Source organism: Deferribacter thermophilus (genome assembly GCF_049472675.1).
GTDB classification, from domain to species: domain Bacteria; phylum Chrysiogenota; class Deferribacteres; order Deferribacterales; family Deferribacteraceae; genus Deferribacter; species Deferribacter thermophilus.
This window is the reverse complement of the sequence record NZ_JAPNXM010000002.1, coordinates 156,283-177,860: the sequence shown is the minus strand read 5'-3', so window position 1 is coordinate 177,860 and position 21,578 is coordinate 156,283. Positions and strand designations below refer to the sequence as shown.

The following is a 21,578-nucleotide window of genomic DNA, read 5'->3' as shown; positions in this document are numbered from 1 at the left end:
TTTTCACCTAATCAAATTGTGATTTACGCATTTTTGGTGGTAGATAGGCATTCAACCTCTGCTCTACTATTCTTGGGTTATCCCCTGCCTGTATTGCCATGATTCCTGCAATCATTATTTCTCTTAAAAGAATCTCTTCAGCTGATCTAGTTTTCAATTTGCCAGCAAGAGGCGCAGCAAAAAGGTTTGCAATAATTGCACCGTAAAAAGTAGTCAAAAGCGCAACAGCCATAGCCGGTCCAATAGAACTAGGATCATTCATTGTTTGCAACATCGCCACCAAACCAATTAATGTACCAATCATCCCCATAGCAGGTGCAAAACTTGCAATACTTTCTAATATACCTACACCCTCTTTATGTCTTTCTTCCATATAAGATAATTCGGTCTCTAAAATAGATTTAATAACTTCAGGTTCTGTACCATCTACAGCAAGTCTTATCCCTTTTTTCAAAAATTCATCACTTATTTCCCCTTCCGCTGACTCAAGAGCAAGTATACCATCCCTTCTTGCTCTAACAGCAAAGTTTACAAGCTGCTCTATAAGTTTTGAAGGATCTTCAGATTTAAATAGAAATGTTTTCATAACTATTGCTATAATATTAAAAACTTTATTCATTGGATAGTTCATGAAAATAATACCAAATGTACCACCAATAACTATCAAAACAGACGGGATATCAATATATACACCAACACCTGGCCCCAACAAAAGGGATACAAACACCAAAGCATAAGCAATAACAATACCAAGCAGTGTAGCAATATCCATACTTATCCGCTCCTAACTCATTATAGTTTAAAAAACTGTAAGTTTCAAAGTAAAATTTATATTATCTCTTCAAATTCATCAACTCCTGCAATAACTCATCACTTGTAGTAATAACCCTTGAGTTTGCCTGAAAACCTCTTTGAGTTGTTATCATATTTACAAATTCTCTAGCTAAATCAACATTTGAATTTTCTAACGCACTTGCAGCAATTGAACCTCTTCCTCCAGTAGCTGCTTGACCTATAGCAGCTTGTCCTGAGTTAGGAGTTTCAGCAAAAAGTGTATCACCCACTTTTAACAAACCCTCATGATTTGTAAAAATTGCAATACCAACTTGAGCTATCTTTTTAATCTCTCCGTTTGTATAAGCACCAATTATTTCTCCAGTATCATTAACAGATATTCTTTCTAATGATCCCATTGGATAACCATTTTGATCAGTCTCAGTTATAGTGGAATCTGATGCAGATAATGTCATACCATCATAACTACCAGGTGTTCCCAAATTAACTGTAACACCACTCATAATCGAAGCTCCATTAGCAGGTGATAGAGTAAATGATAAATTTGATAACACATTGTTAGTAAAAATATCGTAAACACCCTGGAATGAACCATCTTGATTAAACCTCACAATAACAGTATTTCCTGTAGTACCATCTACTGAAATAGAATCGTTACTATCAGCCGGTTCAATAGTCAACTTCCACTCATTATTTGCCTCATCATATAACTCAAAATTATAATTTACCACATGAGGGTTCCCTTGAGCATCATAAATTGTCTGGCTTGTTACAAGTTGCCCACCTGAAGCATTTTGCAATGTTTGGTATTTCATATAGTCCGTAAAGGTTGCATATGTACTTGGACCAGTTGCTGTAAAAGTTATATAGTCAATACTATTAGGGATACCTTTTTCACCTGTTACTTTTATTTTACCGTTTTCTATCTGTATGCTATCTGTAGGTAATGCCATATATGCTTCTAAAGCATCTAATAAATCTCCAAGTGTATTACTTGCAACACTAATATTGTTTACCCCATTACCATTTGGAGTATTACCTCCAATTTGAGCATCAAACTGTATTGTAGTATTATTATCTAATCCTAGAGGAACACCAGAATTTGTATATAGATTATTTAAACTATCAGTCTCAGAAGCCAATCTTAAAAAAATATTACTTTCAGTGTAATTACCAACAGAGATTGTATCAGATGTAACCATATTGCTTTCAAAAACAGTTCCACTATAAGCCTTATCAATACTAAAACCTGTTATATTATTGTTACCTGAAGTATTATTATAAGTAAATTTGCCAGTTGATGTGTTATTGTAATCCACAACAAAACCATTAGAAACATTATCGTTTATTGCACTTTGAATCTGAACAGCTAAGTCTCCCAAGTTATTAAAATCATTACCTGCAGTTAAGACTTTTTCGTAAAACATTTCATTACTTGTCTTCGGAACGGTAGTGGCAGTGGTAGAATTATATGTACCAACTAAAGGTTGTAAAAGAGCAGCCAAATTAGGATTACCTGAAAAAGAATTTATTACAACATTACTATTGCCACTATAAGTAATTTCAATCTTTCCCATATTAATATTTACAGTAAAAGGCCCAATAGTCCCATCTCCAGTAGCTGCATAATTTAAAATAAATTGTAAATCATCAGAAAATTCTTGTAAGGTTGTAAAACTTCTACTGGTATTGGTCTCAGGGGCAGTTGAATTATAGGTTAATGAATAACTATTACCATCCACTATTAAGTTTAATGTTGGATTGCTATCTAATCCAAGGTTAACATCATTATCATTATAAACTGCAGCCATATCAGTAATATCTGTAGCATGAGCTTTTATTCTTACAGGCTCACCTTCTACTAAATCTAACTTTAAACCATTTGAACTGTACAGATCAAATATATTATCATTGTTTGCAGCTGTTGTCATTAAAGGCTGAAATTCTAATATTGTTGCTTCTGCTCTTGTGTCCAAATTTCCCACTAATGAAACCTCAGTTGTGGCCTTTGCTGGTACGCTTGTATAAGCTGATGATAGCTGAATGTCAGAAACTTCTGTATTAGTTAAAATCTCGCCAGTATCTGTATCTGCCATCCAACCCTGAACTATAAATCCATCAGGAGTTACTAAATATCCATCTTTATCAAAAGTAAAATTTCCCGCTCTTGTATAATAGTTTTCATTTTCATTTTCACTTCTTACTACAAAAAAACCATTCCCTTGTATCGCCATATCTGTAGTAACTCCTGTATTTTGCAATGTCCCTTGTGTAAAAATGGTATCAACAGAGGCAGTCGATGTACCTGTTCCTATCTGTTTAGGATTTATACCACCAAGATTTCCTGCAGGCGCCTTACCACCACTAATCGTTTGAAATAGTAAATCTTGAAATACAATACGAGATGTTTTATATCCAACAGTATTTACATTAGCTATATTATTACCAATAACATCCATACTTTTTTGATGCTCATTTAAACCAGTAATCCCAGCATATAGTGACCTTAGCATCTATGCACCTCCAAAATTTTAATTATATACAGAAATTATTTCATCAGGTTTTACTTTGGTAAAACCCAAATCAAAAACCGTAGAATTACCCTCTTTCAATACACCTATCACTCTACCTGAAGAAGACAATCTAACTGGTAGCTCATTACCATCTTTATCTTTTGCAACAACTTTGTAAGAATAATTCCCCGGATTTAGTTTTATCCCATTATCATCTGTCAAATCCCAGCTAAAAGTATTTGAACCATTTACTCCTTCAACGCTTACTGTTTTAACTTTTGCTCCTTTTTCGTTATAAATTTCTATGTTAGTAGTAGCTGGAGTACCAGAAATATCAAATCTTAATACAGCACCATTTTCATCTGCACTAAAATCGTTTCCATAAAAATTTATATTTTTATCAATAAAACTTACTGCAGAAAATAGATTTAAATTGCTACTTTCTTCATTATCAATCAATTTATCAAACTTTTCAGATATGTTAATTAACTGCTCTAATGAAGAAAATTGAGTAGTTTGAGCAATAAACTCACTGTTATCAAGAGGGTTTAAAGGGTCTTGATTTTTTAGTTGAGTAACTAAAAGATTTAAGAAATCGTCTTTATCCAACTCTTTTTTCGGCTTTCTATTATTTATATTACTTATAGAAGTAACTGTATTTATATTACTACTTTGCTGTATCATATCTAACCTCCAAATTATGCATAAATTGCACTATCATTTTCTTTAGAATTTTCTGTCTCTTCTATTTTAAAAGATTCTCTTCCATTAGGATTACCAGAACTTCCATTGTTTCCCCTATCAAACCTACCCTGATTATTATCATCATGTAAATAACCAAGTTCTACATCTGCCAAAATTATCCCTTTAGTTTCCAAATGTTGTTTAATTGAATCAATATTTGTCATCAAAAGGTGTTTTGCTTCATGATTATCGACCAGTAGTTTAGCTGTAATTTTTCCTGCTATTTCACTTAGCTCTATTTTTAGATTTCCAAGATGTGCAGGATGTAATTTGACCACCATTTTTTGGCCATCTTTTATATTTACTAGTTTTATAAAATCTACAAATTTTAACACATCTGATGGTTTTTCTACTTTAATAATATGAAAATCTGCTTTTACCATGTTTTGTTTATCACTGTGTAAATCTGCTGATTGTATAAGATCTAATTGAATACTTCTGATTACAGGCCTGTTCTCTTCTTTTGACTTTAATATGTCATGAAAAAATTTTTCTAATTTTTCAATTTTATTAAAATCTATTTTATCACTGATAAAGAATTTGTTTTCAAAATCTTTTAATCTAGTTGGTGCTTCATTTTTATTTTTTATATTTTGTAGACTTTCAGTATTTTTTAATGAGCTATCTATGTTTGCCAAATTTTTATTCTTAAAATCACTAAATTGCTCCTTTTTCATTTCTTCTATCAATGCAAATAGTTTCTTAATATCATTTTCAGAAAACCCTTTTAGAGAAAGTATCTCATCTATTTTTTGAAGTGCATCTTTATAATTTTTAATAGTTTTAAGCTCATCAAATATTTTTTCATCGATATTTATATTTAATATATTTAAAATGGATTTGAGCATTTCTATATCTACATTTAAATTATCAATATCATCATTAATATTTTCACTTTTATCACTTAATTCTGTTTCTTTTTTGTTAGCTATTTTATTATTATTTTCTTCATTTATTTTAGCAGTTAAAATTTTCTTAAAATCTCCATTATTCTGTTTGGCTACCTTTTTTGTTGATTTTTCTATACTTTTATCAATAGGTAAAATTTGCTTCATTTTTAAAACCATCTTTTCCATTTTACACCTCCGACTACTTTTTAGAAAAATATATGCCAGAATTTTTTGAAGATTCAAAAATAACGCTGTAATGTAATTGTTTGATATTCTTGTTACTTTGGATTAATAGAGATAGGAATAAATTTCCTTTGCTGCTTGATAAGAAGGGTTTTCTACATTAAACATTTTTCCTATTTGAGATAAACGACTTTTATATGTTTCGTATTTAGAAAAAATGATTGATGTATATTTGATTATGTTTTCAGGTGTTAATTCATCTTGAATCAATTCGGGGACAACTTCCTCACCTGCAACAATATTTGGCAAACCAATAAATTTAGTTTTAATAACTATTCTTCCTATAATTTCTGTTAATTTACTGACTTTATACATTAAAATTAGAGGTGTCCCTATAATAGCACTTTCTAATGTTGCTGTTCCTGAGCACACCCATAATAAATCAGTGTATTTCATAATGTCATAATTATAATCATCTATTACTTTTATTTTTTCACTCAACTTATAATTTTTGAAAATATCTTGATCCAAATTCTTTGCTTTAGCCAGTAGATACTGGTAATTATTTCCTAACATTTCTACTGTTTCATTAATAATAGGGATCAAAGCATCTATTTCTTTTTTTCTACTTCCAGGTAAAATACCAATAATCTTTTTATCACCTTCTAAATCGATTTTTTTCTTAAATTCATCCTTACTATTAAAATTAAATTTAATATTATTTATAATTGGATTTCCAACAAATTTAGAATTTACACCGTTAGTTTTATACAACTCTTCTTCAAAGGGTAAAATACACAAAACTAAATCAACATATTTTTGTATCTTTTTTATCCTACTAAAATGCCATGCCCATATTTGAGGAGCAATATAATAGATAACTTTATATCCATTCTCTTTTGCAAATTTTGCAAATTTTAAATTAAAGCCTGGATAATCAACCAATATCACTGCATCAGGATTTACTTCAAGCAATTTACTTTTTAATGTTTTAAACATATTAAAAATAAAAGGTGCTTTTTTAATAATACCATCTAAACCAATTATCGACATATCATTGATATGAAAAAACTGAACCTGACCTAAATCTTTTAAACGATTACCACCTGTGCCATAAAAAGAAAAATCCGCCATCTTTTTCAGATGGCGGATCATATTGCTTGCGTGTATATCGCCTGACTCTTCACCAGCTATTAAAAATAGCTTCATTACTCCACAATCTTAGGAGTTATAAATACTAAAAGTTCCCTTTTTGTAACAGTATTATTTTTCGCCCTAAATAATGCACCTAATATAGGTATTTTGCTTAAGAAAGGAACACCTTGATTAACTTCTGATTTTTCATCTTCATAAATACCGCCAATAACAGTTGTTTCACCATTTGCCAATAATACTTGAGTTTTAGCCTTTTTCTCTTCGGTTGTTGCTGTATTAGCAGTTACAGCACCAAGTGAACTTTTTTCTACTTCAATATCCAAATATATCATATTATTACTTGTAATATGTGGTTTAATTTTTAATTTTATACCGACATCTACTTCTTCTGTTTCTGTATTATCACCTGTAGGAACAATTATTGCAGTACCACCACTTTTTATCTCTGCTTCCTGATTATCAAGTGTAGTTATTCTTGGACTAGAAATTGTTCTTACTTTGTTTTGACTTTCAAGAGCTGATAATGCTACATCTAAATTAAAACTTCTTGATAGATTACCAAGAGATAACGCTATAGCACCAGCTGGAGCGCCTACAGGCAAATTAACTACATAACCAGCTCCACCAATACCAGTACTTCCAGTATTACCATTAACTGTTATTGTATTAGGGAAATTCACTGAAGTAGAATTAACATTGTAATTTCCACCCCATTGAATACCTAAATTTACATTGTTAGTATCAAACACTTCTACTATTCTTGCCTCTATAGTAACCTGAGGTGTCCTTTTATCTAACTCTTCTAATAGCCTTCTTGCTTGCTCAATAGCAGACTTGATATCTGTAATTACAAAGCTATTTGATTTTTTATTAATTTCTAATTTTCCCCTTGGGCTTAAAACTGACTTTATAACGCTCTGAAACTCTGATGCATCAGCATATTTTACAAATAGTGTTTCTGTAATTAAAGGTTCTACACTTTTAATTGCTTCTTTTTCCTTTAATTTTTTTATTTCCTCTTGTTTTAGTTGTGAATACCTGTTTTTAGTAATTATCCAAACAAGATCATCATCCTCTATCTTAACCAAGCCATTTTCTTTTAATATTATATCAAGAGCTTTTGAAAATGGGATATCTTTTACAAACAAGGTAGCTTTCCCATTTACATCATTACTAAAAACAAGATTCTTATTTCTTCCAAAATAAATCAGCTTTATAGCTTCTCTAACATCCATATCTTTTATATTTAGAGTAATTAAATCCTCTTTTTTAACCTTTTTATCTTCTTCTTTTGTTTCTAATAGCTCTAAACCTTTAGAAAACTTCACAGATGCTTTACTAAACTTTTCAAAACTACCACTTATTAAAATCCCTTCTGGTGCATTTTCCACATTGGCATAAACTTCAAATCCATTTGGGATAATTAAAATAGCAGTTTTCCCTTCATAATTTATAACTTTTAAGTTTTTAAATGGTGAAGTTTCTGGAAAATTAATTATATTTTTAACCCTTTTTAATACTGTAACATCTTCATTAAAGATAATCATTAAATTACCATTTATAATTTTCTTTGTATAATTAACTCTTCCAGTAGTTTTCACAATTACACTTTGAAATGATTTAACAGAAATGGTATCAATAGCAATTAAAAACTTTCTCTCCTTAGGAAGCTTTGAATAATCATTAGTTATAACCAATTGAGTCCCATCTTGTGCTGCAAAAACAGTAGTAGGAGTTATTAATTTAAATAATACTCTTACCTTTTGAGGTGGATAGTATTCCCCCACTTTTACATATCTAATAATCCCTTTATTAAATCTATAAATTTTCTTTGATAAACCGCTTTTAACATCAAATAGATCTACATATAAATATCCATATTCTAAATAACCATAGTCATATCTCACAATACCATTTAATTTTAAACTAAAAAGGATGTTGTTATCACTTGATTCATTAGTAATGTTTAGCAGCTTGTTACCTATCACAATATCTTCTACATTAGGCAAATCATAATTTATTGATTTCCCTATTTCTTGCTCTTCAACTTTTATAGGTGTAAAAGTGATTTCTAATGAATTACCCTTAGTATCATATTGATAATGCACATCTTTCGCCAAAGTTAATTCAAGACTTGCTCCAAGATTATCTTTATAAACCAATACATTGCTAATAATATCATCTGAATATTTAAAATTTAATAGCTTTGAATTTACATTAGCTCCAGGTGTTATAACTGTTAATTTAAAAGGGTTTTTAGAATAAAAAACTTTTGGCTTTACAGCATAATTATAATTTATAGCTACTTTATATTTGTCAGCAAGCTTTTCGATTTTTATATCCGTTAACTCATTATTTTTAACTTCAATTATCTTCCCTGCACAAGAAGCTAAAAACACCAACATTAAAATAATTAAAATATGTTTCATATATAATTTCATTATTTACCCTCCTTCTGGGTTAAATATATCTCTTTTAAATCTGTCTTAACATTACCAAAGATATCTTTAATAGTTTCTCTTACAACAACCATGTCATCAGTTATAGTGATAATTTTCCCTTTTGAAGAACCAATCTCGTCCCCAACTTTTACATAATATGTATTTCCGTTAGCATCAATAACCCCTATATTTCCAAAAGTACTTTTAAGAATACCAACCAACTTTAGCTGATCTAAAGTTAATGACAGCAAAGGGTTACCTTCTATCACACCTTCTTGATTAGATTTATACAAATCAACTACAGATTCAAAAGGGTTTTTATTAACTTCATAATTTAAAGGAACATATTTATTAACAAAAAGACTTTTTAACCTTTCCTCCTGCTTTGCAAGCGTAGCAGTATCAATCTCTATTTCAATATTTCTTTTTCTTGTAATGGCCTTTTTTTTAGGATTAAATTGAGGAATCGTTGTATCACAACCAATAGACATCATTAAAATAATAATTACCAATATACCTACATACTTTTTCATTTTCTTGCTCCAGAGGTTGCAACATTAAACATGTAAGAATTCATATTTATCCTAGAACGCAAAATCAAATTACCTTCCTTATCTTTTGTAGGATTTAGATTTATATCATTGATATTTATAATTTTATCCATGAAATTCAACCTATAAATAAAATTTACCAGACTCAAATAATCCCCTTCAACATTCACACTGAAAACGACAGCAGAATGAAAATCATCAATCTTTCTAACACCTCTTGGTTGAAATAGAGTAACTCTCAAACCATTGTTTTCGGCCAATGAGACAATCTCATCATATAATACATTATAACTTTTTTCATTCGGTAAAATTTTAAGGACAGTCTCAAATTGCTTTTCTACTATTTGTAATTCTTGTTTAAATTTATTGTAACTTAGTTTAACTGGCCTAAGTTTAGCAACCGAAAGCGCAAGGGTATCATATCTTTTTTGTAATTTATTAATTTCCTCTACTTGAGGTTTGTAGGAAAAAAAGTAATAAATAACAACAATAACGATTAAAACTAAAACCTCTATAACTATCCTAAACTTTAATGGTATTTTACTTAAAAACCCCATTTTAACCACCTAATTTTACTTTTGCTGTTATACTAAAATTGTTTATGTCAATCCCTTCCACTTGATTCTTTCTTACAATTTTCAAATCAATATCTTTGAAAAATTCAGATTTGTACATATTTATAATAAACTCATTTACAGAACTGCTTCTTAAAGATGAAACCTCCATATTAACATTCCCATTCTTATAATCAAACTTATTAATCCAAACATCTTGAGGTAAGGATTGTTCTAACTTTGTCAAAATTAAATAATAATCTTTTTGCCCCTGCTTTAAGTTAATCACTAAATTAATCTTTCTCTGGAGCTCTTCTTTTTTGCTTTTTAACTCTTTTACTTCCCTATCAATCTTCTTTAAACTAGCTAGTTCCTTTTCTAATTTAGAAATTTCTCTCTTAATCAATAACTTCTGTTCGTTTAACCTACTATTAATATTAAAAATACCCAAAACTATAACAACTATCAAAGCAACAAACAAAAGTAGTTCAAAATAAATACCTTTTAACTTAAACTTTTTCTTCTTGGCAACTAAATTAACCCTTATCATTTTTCATCCACTCTTCTTATTGACAAACCACAAGCCACATTAAATTGATATATATTATTTGACAAAATTTCCTGATCAACCTGTTTTGAAATATCAAAATTAGCAAACGGATTAAACATGGATGTTTCGACTTCCGTAATTTTCTCTATTATCTCTTTTACCTTGTACAAATTAGCTCCACCACCACAAATGTATATTTTATCAACTACTTGCTGAGTTGTAGTGTAAAAATAGTTCATACTGTTTTTTATCTCATTTGCCAATTTTTCATTAAACTGCTCAACATTTGATTGAAGCTCTTCATCAAATTCCAAGCTCTCTTTATCCATCAGTTTTATTCTAGCATCTTCATATATTAACCCATGCTTTTTCTGTATCTCTTCTATACACTCCTTTACACCAAAATCAATAGTCCTTGAAAATTCATATAAACCGTTTTTTACATAAACTAGTAATGTTGTTGTATGTCCTATATTTGCAATTAAATTAACTCCACCTTCTCTACCATAATTCATTTCAAAACAATTAATTAGTGAAAATATTTCTAAATCAACCAAAGACAACTTTAACTTAGCTGACTCAACTACTGAAGCATAATCAGAAATAAGATCTTTTCTAGCGACAGCTAATATAACTTCTGCCTGACCTATATCCTCATTATATTCTAATATCTCATAATCTATATTTACATCTTCCATCTTCATCTGGATATATTGTTCTGCATCCCATCTAAAAGTTTCATCAAAATTTTTTATATCAGGGACATTAACCTGTAATCTTTTCGCTATAACATCATTACCTTTCAAAGCTACCCCTACATACTTATGGCTAAATTTCCCTTTTTTAAAAGCTGATACCACAGTGTTAATAACCTCACCATAGTCAACAATAGAACCTTCTGATATAGAATCTTCAGGAAGTTCTTCAATAACAGCTTTCGCAACCTCAAAACCACCTTTTTTACTTCTAAGCTCTAAAATTTTTACAGAATTACTACCTATATCAATACCAATAACATTTCTCTTTTTAAACATATTTAATCCCCATATATCTTTTCAAAAAAACAGCTTTTATTCCCAGTATGACAAGCGACACCAATTTGATTAACTTTAAACAACAAACAATCACCATCACAATCAACATATATCTCTTTAACTTTTTGGATATTACCTGAGCTTTCCCCTTTCATCCAGATTCTATTTTTACTGCGAGAAAAATAGTGACAGTTCCCAGTTTCTATTGTTAGCCTTAATGCCTCCTGATTAACATAAGCTTGCATTAAAACCTCTGAAGTATTTGCATCCTGAATAATAACTGGAATCAAATTATTCATCTTACCCCAATCTAATTTATTTAATATATCATTCATAGTTAAATTTTAACACATTTTTAAATATTGGCAACAGTTAAATTAAAAATTATTTAATTTTTTTTAAAGCTTTCAATATGTTATCCTTTTCATCACGGGTTAACTTCAACCCCCTTTGTTGCATAGCATAAACAATATGCTCCCAACTCTTTGTCCCTCTATAATTATAAATAATTGATGTAGAATGACATTTGCCACATTTTATCTCTATTAAGTCATCCTTTTTATTTGTACAACTAACAAATGCGAGGCAAAAGCTCACCAGAAGGGATATCAATAACCCTTTCTCCACCAATTGAGGTTTTAAGTAAAACTTTTTTCTCATTGACTACCTCACCAACAATAGATGCATTTTTACCATTATCTTTCTCTTTAATAATTTTTAATGCTTCATCAGCATATTTAGCATCAACGATTATAACTGCAACACCTTCATTAGCCATCTGCAAAGGGTCCATCCCCACCATTTCACAAAAATATTTAACATCTTCTTTTATCGGTATTTTGTTTTCATCAAGATAAAAACCAAAATCTATTTTCGATGTAATTTCATTTAACACAGCTGCAACCCCACCTCTAGTGGCATCTCTACAAAAAGAAATCCTTTTATAATCCAAATCTTTTATAACCTCATAAAGATTACAGCAATCTGAAATTATACCTCCATCAAAACCTAATTCTCCTCTAGCTAATAAAACAGCCACAGAGTGTCTTGCAATATCAGAGGTAAAAATAATCTTGTCACCTACTTTTATTCTTGTATAATCATTTAAATCATCCCTTAACTCTCCTAATCCTGTTGTATTAATAATGGGAGCATTCACCCCATCTATCACTTTTGTATCCCCTGTAACAACTTTAACACCTAATTCATCAATAGCACATTTAGCAGAATCAAGTATCTTTTCCATTTTCTCCCATTTGTAACCATCAGGTAAAACAACAGAAAATGTTATATATTTAGGTACACCTCCACTTACAGTTATATCATTACAAGTACCGTAAATTGCTAATTTACCAATATCACTACCAGGAAAAAATTCAGGATATATAGTAAAAGAATCTGTACTTACAACCAATTTATTATTAGAATTGATAATGCTTGCATCTCTTAGTGAATTTAATATGTTATTACCAAATCTTTTTAAAATTTCTTCATTTATAAATTTATTAGTACCTAATCCTCCACTACCAATTGCTTTTGTAATTATTTTCATAAGGCAACCCTTTCATATTTATAAAATGCAGCACATGTACCTTCACTAGAAACCATACAAGGCCCCACAGGATTTTCAGGAGTGCAATATTTAGCAAACATACCACACTCATAAGGTTTTTTTAATCCTAAAAGTATCTCCCCACATTTACACCCAGAAATTGATTTATTGTGATTAATTTTTAAGCCGTATTTATTAATCGCATCATAGCGCTCATAACCCCTTTTTAATTTTAATCCACTACCCATGACTAAACCAATACCTCTCCAAAATGCATCTGTTGGCTCGAAAACTTCTTCTAACAATTCTAAAGCCTTATGATTCCCGTCAGATTTAACAACTCGCTTATATGTATTTTTTACATAATATACTCCACTATTAACCTGCTCAATTAAACTGTAAATTCCTAACAATATGTCCACTGGTTCAAAACCTGCAATAGCACAAGCAAAATTATTGTCAACAAGAGGCTTATAAAGCAGTTCTCCTGTAATAACGGATACATGACCAGGACATATAAAACCATCTAATTTAACAATCTCTTGTTTTATAATAAAATCTAATATATTAGGCATAGTCTTATTCATCACAAAAATAAAAACATTATTTATGCTATGCTTTTCAAGCATTTTAACTAACGCAGCAGTGGGTGGAGTAGTTGTTTCAAAACCTATACTTAAAAACACAATCTCCCTATTAGGATTATCTTTAGCAATTTTCAGAGTATCCAGTGGTGAAAAAACCACTCTGATATCATACCCCATGCTCTTAAGTTTTAATAACGATTCACCATTTGAGCCTGGAACCTTCAAAAGATCTCCGTAGGTTACTACAATAGGTTTGTAATTTATTATCATTTCAAAAATGGCGTCAATTTCCCCTTGTGAAGTTACACAAAGAGGGCAACCTGGTCCAGAAATAAGTTCGATATTTTCAGGTAACAGTGTTCTCACACCAAACTTTGAAATTGACATGGTGTGCGTACCACAAATTTCCATAAATCTATATGTACTACTTTTATTATTTATTTTTTTTATTTGCCTTAATAAAAGATCTACTTTATCTTTATCTCTATATTCAGAAATCATTCTCATCCGCAAACTCCAAAATTGTTTTTAATGTTTCTTCTGCTTCCTTGGGATCCATTTTTGCAATTGCAAATCCAACATGTACCATCACATAATCACCTACCTCAATCTCTTCAGCTAACATCATTGTTGAAACTTCTCTTTTTGTACCAGCAATATCTACAACTGCAGAAAAATCCTTAATCTCTAATACCTTACCAGGAAGCCCTAAACACATCTATTCCTCCTCTAAATTATATTTTTTATAAACTCCATAAATCAGCCCTAAAACAAAGCCTGCAATATGAGCCCACCACGCAATACCACCACTTAAACCTATTAAACTTTGTGATGTTCCATTTATGAACTGAATTATAAACCAAAAAACTAAAAATACAACTGCTGGAATATCAACTATAGTAATAAAAATAATTATAAATATTAATGTCTTGATCTTTGAATGAGGAAAAAGTATCAGATAAGATCCCATAACACCAGCAACAGCTCCACTTGCACCAATCATCGGTATATTAGACTTAGGAAACATGATCACTTGAATAAATGCAGCAAAAATACCACAACCTAGATAAAATAATAAGTATCTAAAATGGCCATAATAATCTTCCACATTATCTCCAAAAACAAATAAAAAATACATGTTTGACAATAAATGAAAGAATCCACCATGTATAAAAATTGATGTAAAAAAAGGGGTTATTTTCTCACTAATAGAAACAATGTTATGGGGCATAAAAATCTTTAATGGTATCACACCATATTCAAGATAAAATTTGTAAATTTCTCTCCCAAGACTTTTTTCATACAAATATACAATAACAGTAGTTATTATTATTAAATAATTGACAAAAGGGAATCTTTTAGATGGTATAGAATCTTTTAAAGGAAACATTACTTATTTATAAAAAAAGGGGGATACCACCCCCACAAAAATATTTATTTATGGCAAGTGCTACAACTTGTACCTTTCTTTACTTTATACTCTTTATGACATGGAAAACATATCTCTTTGTGAAAGGTATTACTAGTACCTTTCAAAACTTTGATTTCCACTTTTAAAGAACCTTCATCTGGCTTACTATGGCACTCTTCACATTTAAACATTTCAAAATGTTTTTTATGAGGAAATATTACAGGCTTTTTAGTAGTATCAATTCCATGATTTTCTGCAATATTAATAGTATCGGGGGCTATTTCTACAAGCTCTACAGGGTTTTCTGCTTTTAAAGTATGTGACTCTCCTTGATCAGCTTCATTTTCCTCTTTTTCTCCCTCATGTTCAGCTTTTCTCTCTGACTTCATGCTCAATTTTGCTTCCTCTTTAGATTCAGGTTCAACATAGTTCTCAATTTTCTCTATTAATTCATTTGCTTTATCAAAAATTAAATCGAAATACTCTGGATTATGAAAACCTTTAGAACCATCCATTTCCATTGTTCTAACTAAGAACTGTAATTTATTAAATAATTTTCTTTTACCTTCAGGCATTTCAAGTCTTTCTTCAAACAACTTATCTCTTACTTTTTGAACTTTTTCTAATTTAGCCAAAAATTCTTTTTGAGTATCGATTAACATTTCACCATAGCTTGAGTCATGACATGAAGCACATGTATCAGTATTTGGTCTAACAAAAGGATCTTCGTGGCAATCGGTACAGCTTAAATCATCCATATACCAAGGAGTTTCTTCAATTTCTTTAACAAAAACACCCTGCTGAATTTTATCTTGCAAGGTATGACATTTTGCACAATCCATATTGTCAGGCACTTTTACATTTTTCTTTTCTTGCTTGACTTTAAAATGACAAGTAAAACATGTTTCCATCTTTGGTAAGTTATGAAACTCTCCGCCATGAGCAACACCCAAATGACAGTCAACACAATTTAAACCAGCCTCTATATGTTTTTTATGGTTGGGAACAACTCCAACCCTTGTATCCTCAGTTAATATATCAGGTCTTCCAAAAGATTCTCTAAATTTTGGGTTAATAACTGTATCTATCATTCTAAATTTAACACCAACGGACATCAAACGTTCTCTTCTTAATTTCTTATTAACAGAGTCAGTGTGACAGAACATACAAGTTTCATTTGGCACAAGTTCTGCAGCTTTTTCTTTATTTGTTGCACCTTCTGTTAAAATTTCTAATTTGTGTTCATCTGATAAAAATATTTCACCATAAAGATCCTTTAAGCCACCAATTTTAGCTTTCATATATCCAATAAAACCAGGCTCACCATGGCAGTCAATACACTCTACCTTTGCAGTTGAGTGAATATTTTTTGACCAAGTATAATATTCACCTAAAGGTCCCACTTTTTCTTCAGGGTGGCATTTTCCACAAAACTCTGACTCACTCGTATAATGCAACACCTCTATATTAACAAAAATAAAACCCACAATAATCACAGTAAATAAAATAACAAATACGACTGGATCTCTTCTTATAAACTCCTTAAGCTTGCCCCACATAAAATCCTCCAAAAAGCAGGGAGGTAAAACCTCCCACTTATTTTATTAAACAACAAATAATAATATCAATGAAATTACTAATGCGTAAATAGCAAGAGACTCAATCATTGCTAAACCGACAATCATTGTAGTCATTATTTTCCCTGATGCACTAGGGTTTCTAGAAATACCTTCAACAGCACTAGCTATAGCTCTTCCCTGTCCAAGACCTGTACCAAAAGCTGCAATACTGATACACAAACCAGCCGTAAGGTAAATTACCCACTTATGACTACCACCTGCTGCTCCTTCAGCAGCAAAAGCACTCATTGCAGTAAGTGCCATCAAAGCTACAGTGTTAAAAAGTACCTTAAATGCTTTCATATCAAACTTCCTCCTTCTATTTATTTTTTAGTGTGCTTCTTCAAGAGCACCACTAATATATATCATCGATAGCATCATAAATACATAAGCTTGTAAAGCACTTGTAAATAAACCTATAAAAAACATTGGCAAAGGAACTAAATATGGAGCTAAAAAGAATAAAATTGCTATAACCAAATCTTCACCAAAAATATTACCAAAAAGCCTCATAGATAATGATAAAGGTCTAGATAAGTGACCAATGAGTTCAATAATTATCATTAGTGGCGCAAGAGCAAGCATAGGTCCCATGAAGTGTTTAATATAACCAACACCATGTTTTTTGAACCCTATATAATTATAAGTAAAAAAAACTATAATTGCTGGAGCAACAGTTGTATTTAGATTTGAGGTTGGAGCAACAAAACCAGGGATTAAACCGAGAATATTTGAAAAAAATACATAAATCCCAATCGCAAATATCAGTGGAACATAAGGTCTCCCTTCTTCGCCCATAATATCAATTGCCATTTTATAAATACCTGTAACTAACAGCTCAAAGAAATTTTGCCCTTTTGTGGGGACTTCGGATTTCATTTTACTTGCTATAGAACCAAACAATAACGTGATTAAAACTACTACACAAGTCATTAAAACATGGATATATTTGGCTTGAATTTCATGAGGTAAAAAAGAAAAAATATTAAGTGGATGCTCCATCCGTATTCCTCCTCTGAAAAATAATAATTGTCAAAGGGATTGTTATTGGTAAAACAGAAATCCCAACTAACAATCCCCATACATTTATATCATAATACTTAAACCACACACCAAATATAACAATAAGTAAAATAAGCCTAAAAAAGTAGCCTATTCCACTCGCCAAACTCGTTTTTAAAAAAATCTTTTTTACTTTCCTCCTAATCATTACAAAGTTTAGCAAAGTTATAAAAAAACCAAAAACAAGGTTGCTTACAAAAACATCATCAAAAGCAATCCTGCATACTGTATACAAAAATATAAAAAAAATCAACGAAATTATAATAATTTTATTCGTCATTATTATATAAACCTGTCCTTTTTATAAAATACAAAATATTCTTAAAACCAGCAACTATACCCAATATCATAAAAACTATTGTAAGATATGGTTTGGTATTAAATACCTTATCAAGATATAACCCCATAGCTGTGCCAATTAGTATAGCAGCAACTACAGAAATACCAATAGAACTAGCATTCAAAAAACTACGCATTTTTTTATTCAACTTCATTAACCCCTCTTATTCAACCCTTTACTCTTATAAATATCCAATGCTATAACTACTCCTGAACCTGGTTCATCAAAATGTAAAATCTTATCCAACCCTTCAATAAATTCATCTAATTTTTCATCTTCCACAGTTGTCATCACAGTTTTATTAGACGCTTTACTTCCTATCATAAGCTCTTTAAATGCTGCAAATATTGGTATGTCATAAACCAATATTTTACCCATTCCTACAGAATCAAGAACTGTTCCCCCACTAATACCCACCTCAACCATATACTCCAATACTTCTTCTAATAATTCTGTTTTATTGATAACAATAAAAACTAATTTCATTCATCAACCAAACATCTCTTTCAATACTTCATAATGGATCTGTATTGTTTTTTCGATGTCTTCATCACTATGAGCAGAAGATACGAACATTGCTTCAAATTGGCTTGGCGCTAAATTTACGCCTTTGTTTAGCATCTTATGGAAAAATTCGGCATAAAGCTTTGTATCAGATTTTACCGCATCAGCAAAGGATTCTACAGCTCCTTCTTTAAAAAACATACAAGCCATCGATTCTATATGATTGAATGCAAAATTCAGATTTAATTTTTTACAATTTTCTTTAAAACCTTCCCATAACTTCAATGATTTTGTTTTTAAATTCTCATAAAAATTATCTTCACCTAAAATTTTTAATGTCTCAATTCCAGCTGCCATTGCCAATGGATTTCCACTTAATGTTCCTGCCTGATAAACTGGTCCAACTGGTGATATAATTTCCATTATCTCTTTCTTTCCACCATAAGCACCAACAGGTAACCCTCCACCGATAATCTTACCCAAAGTAGTAATATCTGGATTAATACCGAAATACTCTTGAGCACCACCTTTACATAATCTAAAACCAGTTATAATTTCATCAAAAATAAGTAATGCACCCTCGTTTTTACATAACTCTTCTAACTCCTTTAAAAAGTTTTCCTTTGGTAACACAACTCCCATATTCCCTGCAACAGGTTCTATAATAACAGCAGCAATTTCTCCTTTATTTTCAAGAAAAAGGTTTTTAACACTATCAATATTGTTATACTCAGCAATTAATGTCAGTTTTGCAAACTCTTCAGGGACACCAGGACTACTTGGCTGATTGAATGTCAAAGCGCCACTACCCGCTTTAACTAAAAGACTGTCAGAATGACCATGGTAACAACCTTCAAATTTTACTATTTTTTTTCTATTTGTATATGCCCTTGCTAACCTGATAGCACTCATAACTGCTTCTGTTCCAGAATTAACCATACGAACCATCTCTATAGATGGAACATATTCAACAACTAATTTTGCTAATTCTATTTCTAATTCTGTTGGTGCTCCAAAACTTGTCCCATCATTAATAACTTCTTTTAGTCTATTGACTATCCTTTCATTGCAATGCCCAACTATTAATGGCCCCCATGAACAAACATAGTCAATATATTCATTATTATTCACATCATAAATCTTTGAACCTTTACCTTTTTTAATAAAAATGGGCTCACCACCCACTGAGCCAAATGCTCTAACAGGTGAATTTACTCCACCTGGGATATACTTTTTTGCTTCTTCAAATAAATTCATTTTATGCCCCCTATTACTTTTTCTATTATTTTAACAGAAGTTTTAAAATCATCAATATTATTATTTTCTACCACAATTATCTCGGGTATTAAAATATCAAATGCTTTTTTATAATCAAAAGTTCCTTTATCTAAACTATTATGCTCATCCCTTATTCCAAAATTATTATGCACATGATATTCGTAAATTTTATCTTTCAACAAACTTAACCAAAACTCTAAATCCACTTTAGAAAAAAGATTAAAGTGTCCAAAATCAAAACAAACGCCAATTTTTGTGGAGTTCATACTGATTAAAATTTTATAAATTACAGATGGAGTATCTTCAAAAACATTTTCAAGGCAAATTCTATAATTTGGCTTAGTTTTTTCAATCAAAATCGACAACATTTCTACAAATCTTTTTACAAATTCATCTTCCATAAATGCGTAATGATAAGGTGAATAGTTGTGATGCAAAACTGCATTTGAAATATTTAAATCATTTATTTGATAACAAAATTTTTCTAAAATATCCAATGACTTTTGAGCTATTGTTCTATTCTTACTTCCTAAGTTTATGTCAAAAAAAGGTAAATGAACTGTTTTTATTTGTTCAGCTATACCACATAATTTATTAATGTTAAAATCATCATCATATTCAAAAGTAAGCTCTATATAAATATTTTCGCTAATTATATAATCTATGAAATCATTTATTCTTTTATAAGGAATTCTTGCTAATATCATATAAAACCTTTACTGATTTTTTTATAAAATTCTAACTTGGAATAATATTCTAATCCAGAAATTTTTATATAAGCATCTTTAAGAGAATTCCCCCAGCTGAAAACACCATGGTCTCTAACAATTACCAATCCATAATCGTTGACACAATCGCTAACTCTTGTTGCCAATTCATCACTACCACTTTTACCATCAACAATCGTAAAATCACCAATAAACTCCCCAAATTCGTATTTCATTATCCTTTCCTTATCTTCTTCATTGAGCAATAAGGTATAAAACGAATGCGTATGTAAAACAGCTTGTATATCACTATTTTTTTTATAAATCATCTGGTGCACTTTCAATTCGCTTGAGGCTCCTTTGCATTCTCTACTATCTATTTTACACTCTTTGATATCATCCAAATCTAGATCATCTAAAATAGTTCCTGTGGCTGTTATATAAACCTTATTACCGCTTCTAACAGAGATATTACCGAAAAAAGATATACATAACCCTTCTTTTACAACCTTTTTTCCATATTTAATTATCTCTTGTTTTAATTTCTCCATTTTCAATCTCCAATACTTTATCACTATGAGCAACATCCTTTATTCTATTAGTAGTATATATAACTGTTTTTCCCAGATTTTTACTCATTTTTATAAAATTAATAACAGCCATCTTAGATTTTCTATCAAGATTAATAAACGGCTCATCAATTAAAATCAAATCAAAAGCTTCGCAAACAGCTCTAATAAACAAAAGTCTCTTTTCTCCACTACTTAGTAAAAACGGACTCATTTCTTTTTTATCATCTAAATTAAGTTCTAATAGGATCTTTTCAGCTTTCTTCTCTTCGATAACTATCGAAAGGATTTCATCCTTTACGGTTCTTTTACAAATAACATTTTCTATAAATTGGACTGCATAACCAGTTTTTTTAAAATTATTAATTACTTGACCATTATAATTTTCATCAATCCCTGCAATTATGTTTAAAAAGGTTGTTTTCCCCGCACCATTTTTACCATAAAGAGAATAAATTTTACCCACCTCAAAAACTAAATCTTTTACCTTTAACAAAAAACCTTTATAATTTTTACTTAGGTTTGAAATCTTTAACATT

General features: G+C 30.4%; 24 protein-coding genes and 1 pseudogene. All 25 read right to left on the bottom strand.

All coding sequences use genetic code 11. The features are described 5' to 3' along the window. Positions 1 to 7: 7 nt before the first annotated feature. Positions 8 to 772: a motility protein A gene (locus tag OWM07_RS03000; RefSeq protein WP_423302184.1), complete on the bottom strand. Its 765-nt coding sequence runs from the start codon at positions 770 to 772 to the stop codon at positions 8 to 10. A gap of 61 nt (positions 773 to 833) precedes the next feature. Next, positions 834 to 3,308 (bottom strand): flagellar hook-basal body complex protein, encoded by a 2,475-nt coding sequence (locus tag OWM07_RS02995; protein ID WP_423302183.1) that lies wholly within the window; start codon positions 3,306 to 3,308, stop codon positions 834 to 836. Between the two features lie 18 nt (positions 3,309 to 3,326). Continuing rightward, complete coding sequence (locus OWM07_RS02990) at positions 3,327 to 3,992, bottom strand: flagellar hook assembly protein FlgD (protein ID WP_423302182.1); 666 nt, start codon at positions 3,990 to 3,992, stop codon at positions 3,327 to 3,329. A 14-nt stretch (positions 3,993 to 4,006) separates the two neighbouring features. Next, positions 4,007 to 5,128 carry a flagellar hook-length control protein FliK gene (locus OWM07_RS02985; protein WP_423302181.1) on the bottom strand — a complete coding sequence of 374 codons (1,122 nt, stop codon included), beginning with the start codon at positions 5,126 to 5,128 and terminating at the stop codon, positions 4,007 to 4,009. 102 nt (positions 5,129 to 5,230) lie between these two features. Next, the gene (lpxB, locus tag OWM07_RS02980) at positions 5,231 to 6,334 is read right to left on the bottom strand and encodes a lipid-A-disaccharide synthase (protein WP_423302180.1); all 1,104 of its coding nucleotides are present in this window, start codon (positions 6,332 to 6,334) and stop codon (positions 5,231 to 5,233) included. Continuing rightward, positions 6,334 to 8,721, bottom strand: coding sequence for a type IV pilus secretin PilQ (locus OWM07_RS02975; RefSeq protein WP_423302179.1), 2,388 nt, complete (start codon positions 8,719 to 8,721; stop codon positions 6,334 to 6,336). Before OWM07_RS02975 ends, lpxB begins: the two co-directional genes overlap by 1 nt. After that, complete coding sequence (locus OWM07_RS02970; protein WP_423302178.1) at positions 8,721 to 9,254, bottom strand: pilus assembly protein PilP; 534 nt, start codon at positions 9,252 to 9,254, stop codon at positions 8,721 to 8,723. Before OWM07_RS02970 ends, OWM07_RS02975 begins: the two co-directional genes overlap by 1 nt. Continuing rightward, a complete protein-coding gene (locus tag OWM07_RS02965) occupies positions 9,251 to 9,829 on the bottom strand; it encodes a type IV pilus inner membrane component PilO (protein ID WP_423302177.1) in 579 nt (192 codons plus the stop codon). The genes OWM07_RS02970 and OWM07_RS02965 overlap by 4 nt, the downstream gene beginning before the upstream one ends. A gap of 1 nt (position 9,830) precedes the next feature. Further along, entirely contained in the window at positions 9,831 to 10,376 is a 546-nt protein-coding gene (locus OWM07_RS02960) for a PilN domain-containing protein (RefSeq protein ID WP_423302176.1), read from the bottom strand. Beyond that, positions 10,373 to 11,410 carry a type IV pilus biogenesis protein PilM gene (gene pilM, locus OWM07_RS02955; RefSeq protein WP_423302175.1) on the bottom strand — a complete coding sequence of 346 codons (1,038 nt, stop codon included), beginning with the start codon at positions 11,408 to 11,410 and terminating at the stop codon, positions 10,373 to 10,375. Before pilM ends, OWM07_RS02960 begins: the two co-directional genes overlap by 4 nt. Before the next feature lie 5 nt (positions 11,411 to 11,415). Next, positions 11,416 to 11,745, bottom strand: a pseudogene (gene hisI, locus OWM07_RS02950) (phosphoribosyl-AMP cyclohydrolase); the annotation flags it as partial. A gap of 236 nt (positions 11,746 to 11,981) precedes the next feature. Continuing rightward, positions 11,982 to 12,962 (bottom strand): hydrogenase expression/formation protein HypE, encoded by a 981-nt coding sequence (gene hypE, locus OWM07_RS02945; protein ID WP_423302174.1) that lies wholly within the window; start codon positions 12,960 to 12,962, stop codon positions 11,982 to 11,984. Continuing rightward, positions 12,959 to 14,056 carry a hydrogenase formation protein HypD gene (hypD, locus tag OWM07_RS02940; RefSeq protein ID WP_423302173.1) on the bottom strand — a complete coding sequence of 366 codons (1,098 nt, stop codon included), beginning with the start codon at positions 14,054 to 14,056 and terminating at the stop codon, positions 12,959 to 12,961. The genes hypE and hypD overlap by 4 nt, the downstream gene beginning before the upstream one ends. Beyond that, positions 14,040 to 14,267 (bottom strand): HypC/HybG/HupF family hydrogenase formation chaperone, encoded by a 228-nt coding sequence (locus OWM07_RS02935; protein ID WP_423302172.1) that lies wholly within the window; start codon positions 14,265 to 14,267, stop codon positions 14,040 to 14,042. The genes hypD and OWM07_RS02935 overlap by 17 nt, the downstream gene beginning before the upstream one ends. After that, complete coding sequence (locus OWM07_RS02930) at positions 14,268 to 14,939, bottom strand: rhomboid family intramembrane serine protease (protein WP_423302171.1); 672 nt, start codon at positions 14,937 to 14,939, stop codon at positions 14,268 to 14,270. 44 nt (positions 14,940 to 14,983) lie between these two features. Then, positions 14,984 to 16,519 (bottom strand): cytochrome c3 family protein, encoded by a 1,536-nt coding sequence (locus tag OWM07_RS02925; RefSeq protein WP_423302170.1) that lies wholly within the window; start codon positions 16,517 to 16,519, stop codon positions 14,984 to 14,986. A gap of 45 nt (positions 16,520 to 16,564) precedes the next feature. Then, the gene (gene atpE, locus OWM07_RS02920) at positions 16,565 to 16,882 is read right to left on the bottom strand and encodes an ATP synthase F0 subunit C (protein ID WP_423302169.1); all 318 of its coding nucleotides are present in this window, start codon (positions 16,880 to 16,882) and stop codon (positions 16,565 to 16,567) included. A gap of 27 nt (positions 16,883 to 16,909) precedes the next feature. Then, the gene (gene atpB / locus OWM07_RS02915) at positions 16,910 to 17,581 is read right to left on the bottom strand and encodes a F0F1 ATP synthase subunit A (RefSeq protein ID WP_423302168.1); all 672 of its coding nucleotides are present in this window, start codon (positions 17,579 to 17,581) and stop codon (positions 16,910 to 16,912) included. Then, positions 17,565 to 17,921 carry an ATP synthase subunit I gene (locus OWM07_RS02910; protein WP_423302167.1) on the bottom strand — a complete coding sequence of 119 codons (357 nt, stop codon included), beginning with the start codon at positions 17,919 to 17,921 and terminating at the stop codon, positions 17,565 to 17,567. The genes atpB and OWM07_RS02910 overlap by 17 nt, the downstream gene beginning before the upstream one ends. After that, the gene (locus OWM07_RS02905; RefSeq protein ID WP_423302166.1) at positions 17,911 to 18,135 is read right to left on the bottom strand and encodes an AtpZ/AtpI family protein; all 225 of its coding nucleotides are present in this window, start codon (positions 18,133 to 18,135) and stop codon (positions 17,911 to 17,913) included. The genes OWM07_RS02910 and OWM07_RS02905 overlap by 11 nt, the downstream gene beginning before the upstream one ends. Beyond that, positions 18,135 to 18,467, bottom strand: a complete 333-nt coding sequence (locus OWM07_RS02900) for a P-II family nitrogen regulator (RefSeq protein WP_423302165.1) — start codon at positions 18,465 to 18,467, stop codon at positions 18,135 to 18,137. The genes OWM07_RS02905 and OWM07_RS02900 overlap by 1 nt, the downstream gene beginning before the upstream one ends. 3 nt (positions 18,468 to 18,470) lie before the next feature. Then, positions 18,471 to 19,742, bottom strand: coding sequence for a glutamate-1-semialdehyde 2,1-aminomutase (hemL, locus tag OWM07_RS02895; protein WP_423302164.1), 1,272 nt, complete (start codon positions 19,740 to 19,742; stop codon positions 18,471 to 18,473). Continuing rightward, the gene (locus tag OWM07_RS02890; RefSeq protein ID WP_423302163.1) at positions 19,739 to 20,470 is read right to left on the bottom strand and encodes a TIM barrel protein; all 732 of its coding nucleotides are present in this window, start codon (positions 20,468 to 20,470) and stop codon (positions 19,739 to 19,741) included. The genes hemL and OWM07_RS02890 overlap by 4 nt, the downstream gene beginning before the upstream one ends. Further along, a complete protein-coding gene (locus tag OWM07_RS02885) occupies positions 20,467 to 21,021 on the bottom strand; it encodes a class II aldolase/adducin family protein (RefSeq protein WP_423302162.1) in 555 nt (184 codons plus the stop codon). The genes OWM07_RS02890 and OWM07_RS02885 overlap by 4 nt, the downstream gene beginning before the upstream one ends. Then, positions 20,993 to 21,577, bottom strand: coding sequence for an ATP-binding cassette domain-containing protein (locus OWM07_RS02880; protein WP_423302161.1), 585 nt, complete (start codon positions 21,575 to 21,577; stop codon positions 20,993 to 20,995). The genes OWM07_RS02885 and OWM07_RS02880 overlap by 29 nt, the downstream gene beginning before the upstream one ends. Between the last annotated feature and the right edge of the window lies 1 nt (position 21,578).

What these genes read in the sequence shown, in the direction of transcription:
- OWM07_RS03000 (WP_423302184.1), bottom strand. Translation starts at nt 772, where the DNA reads ATGGATATTGCTACACTGCTTGGTATTGTTATTGCTTATGCTTTGGTG.
- OWM07_RS02995 (WP_423302183.1), bottom strand. Translation starts at nt 3,308, where the DNA reads ATGCTAAGGTCACTATATGCTGGGATTACTGGTTTAAATGAGCATCAA.
- OWM07_RS02990 (WP_423302182.1), bottom strand. Translation starts at nt 3,992, where the DNA reads ATGATACAGCAAAGTAGTAATATAAATACAGTTACTTCTATAAGTAAT.
- OWM07_RS02985 (WP_423302181.1), bottom strand. Translation starts at nt 5,128, where the DNA reads ATGGAAAAGATGGTTTTAAAAATGAAGCAAATTTTACCTATTGATAAA.
- lpxB (WP_423302180.1), bottom strand. Translation starts at nt 6,334, where the DNA reads ATGAAGCTATTTTTAATAGCTGGTGAAGAGTCAGGCGATATACACGCA.
- OWM07_RS02975 (WP_423302179.1), bottom strand. Translation starts at nt 8,721, where the DNA reads ATGAAATTATATATGAAACATATTTTAATTATTTTAATGTTGGTGTTT.
- OWM07_RS02970 (WP_423302178.1), bottom strand. Translation starts at nt 9,254, where the DNA reads ATGAAAAAGTATGTAGGTATATTGGTAATTATTATTTTAATGATGTCT.
- OWM07_RS02965 (WP_423302177.1), bottom strand. Translation starts at nt 9,829, where the DNA reads ATGGGGTTTTTAAGTAAAATACCATTAAAGTTTAGGATAGTTATAGAG.
- OWM07_RS02960 (WP_423302176.1), bottom strand. Translation starts at nt 10,376, where the DNA reads ATGATAAGGGTTAATTTAGTTGCCAAGAAGAAAAAGTTTAAGTTAAAA.
- pilM (WP_423302175.1), bottom strand. Translation starts at nt 11,410, where the DNA reads ATGTTTAAAAAGAGAAATGTTATTGGTATTGATATAGGTAGTAATTCT.
- hypE (WP_423302174.1), bottom strand. Translation starts at nt 12,962, where the DNA reads ATGAAAATAATTACAAAAGCAATTGGTAGTGGAGGATTAGGTACTAAT.
- hypD (WP_423302173.1), bottom strand. Translation starts at nt 14,056, where the DNA reads ATGAGAATGATTTCTGAATATAGAGATAAAGATAAAGTAGATCTTTTA.
- OWM07_RS02935 (WP_423302172.1), bottom strand. Translation starts at nt 14,267, where the DNA reads ATGTGTTTAGGGCTTCCTGGTAAGGTATTAGAGATTAAGGATTTTTCT.
- OWM07_RS02930 (WP_423302171.1), bottom strand. Translation starts at nt 14,939, where the DNA reads ATGTTTCCTTTAAAAGATTCTATACCATCTAAAAGATTCCCTTTTGTC.
- OWM07_RS02925 (WP_423302170.1), bottom strand. Translation starts at nt 16,519, where the DNA reads ATGTGGGGCAAGCTTAAGGAGTTTATAAGAAGAGATCCAGTCGTATTT.
- atpE (WP_423302169.1), bottom strand. Translation starts at nt 16,882, where the DNA reads ATGAAAGCATTTAAGGTACTTTTTAACACTGTAGCTTTGATGGCACTT.
- atpB (WP_423302168.1), bottom strand. Translation starts at nt 17,581, where the DNA reads ATGGAGCATCCACTTAATATTTTTTCTTTTTTACCTCATGAAATTCAA.
- OWM07_RS02910 (WP_423302167.1), bottom strand. Translation starts at nt 17,921, where the DNA reads ATGACGAATAAAATTATTATAATTTCGTTGATTTTTTTTATATTTTTG.
- OWM07_RS02905 (WP_423302166.1), bottom strand. Translation starts at nt 18,135, where the DNA reads ATGAAGTTGAATAAAAAAATGCGTAGTTTTTTGAATGCTAGTTCTATT.
- OWM07_RS02900 (WP_423302165.1), bottom strand. Translation starts at nt 18,467, where the DNA reads ATGAAATTAGTTTTTATTGTTATCAATAAAACAGAATTATTAGAAGAA.
- hemL (WP_423302164.1), bottom strand. Translation starts at nt 19,742, where the DNA reads ATGAATTTATTTGAAGAAGCAAAAAAGTATATCCCAGGTGGAGTAAAT.
- OWM07_RS02890 (WP_423302163.1), bottom strand. Translation starts at nt 20,470, where the DNA reads ATGATATTAGCAAGAATTCCTTATAAAAGAATAAATGATTTCATAGAT.
- OWM07_RS02885 (WP_423302162.1), bottom strand. Translation starts at nt 21,021, where the DNA reads ATGGAGAAATTAAAACAAGAGATAATTAAATATGGAAAAAAGGTTGTA.
- OWM07_RS02880 (WP_423302161.1), bottom strand. Translation starts at nt 21,577, where the DNA reads ATGTTAAAGATTTCAAACCTAAGTAAAAATTATAAAGGTTTTTTGTTA.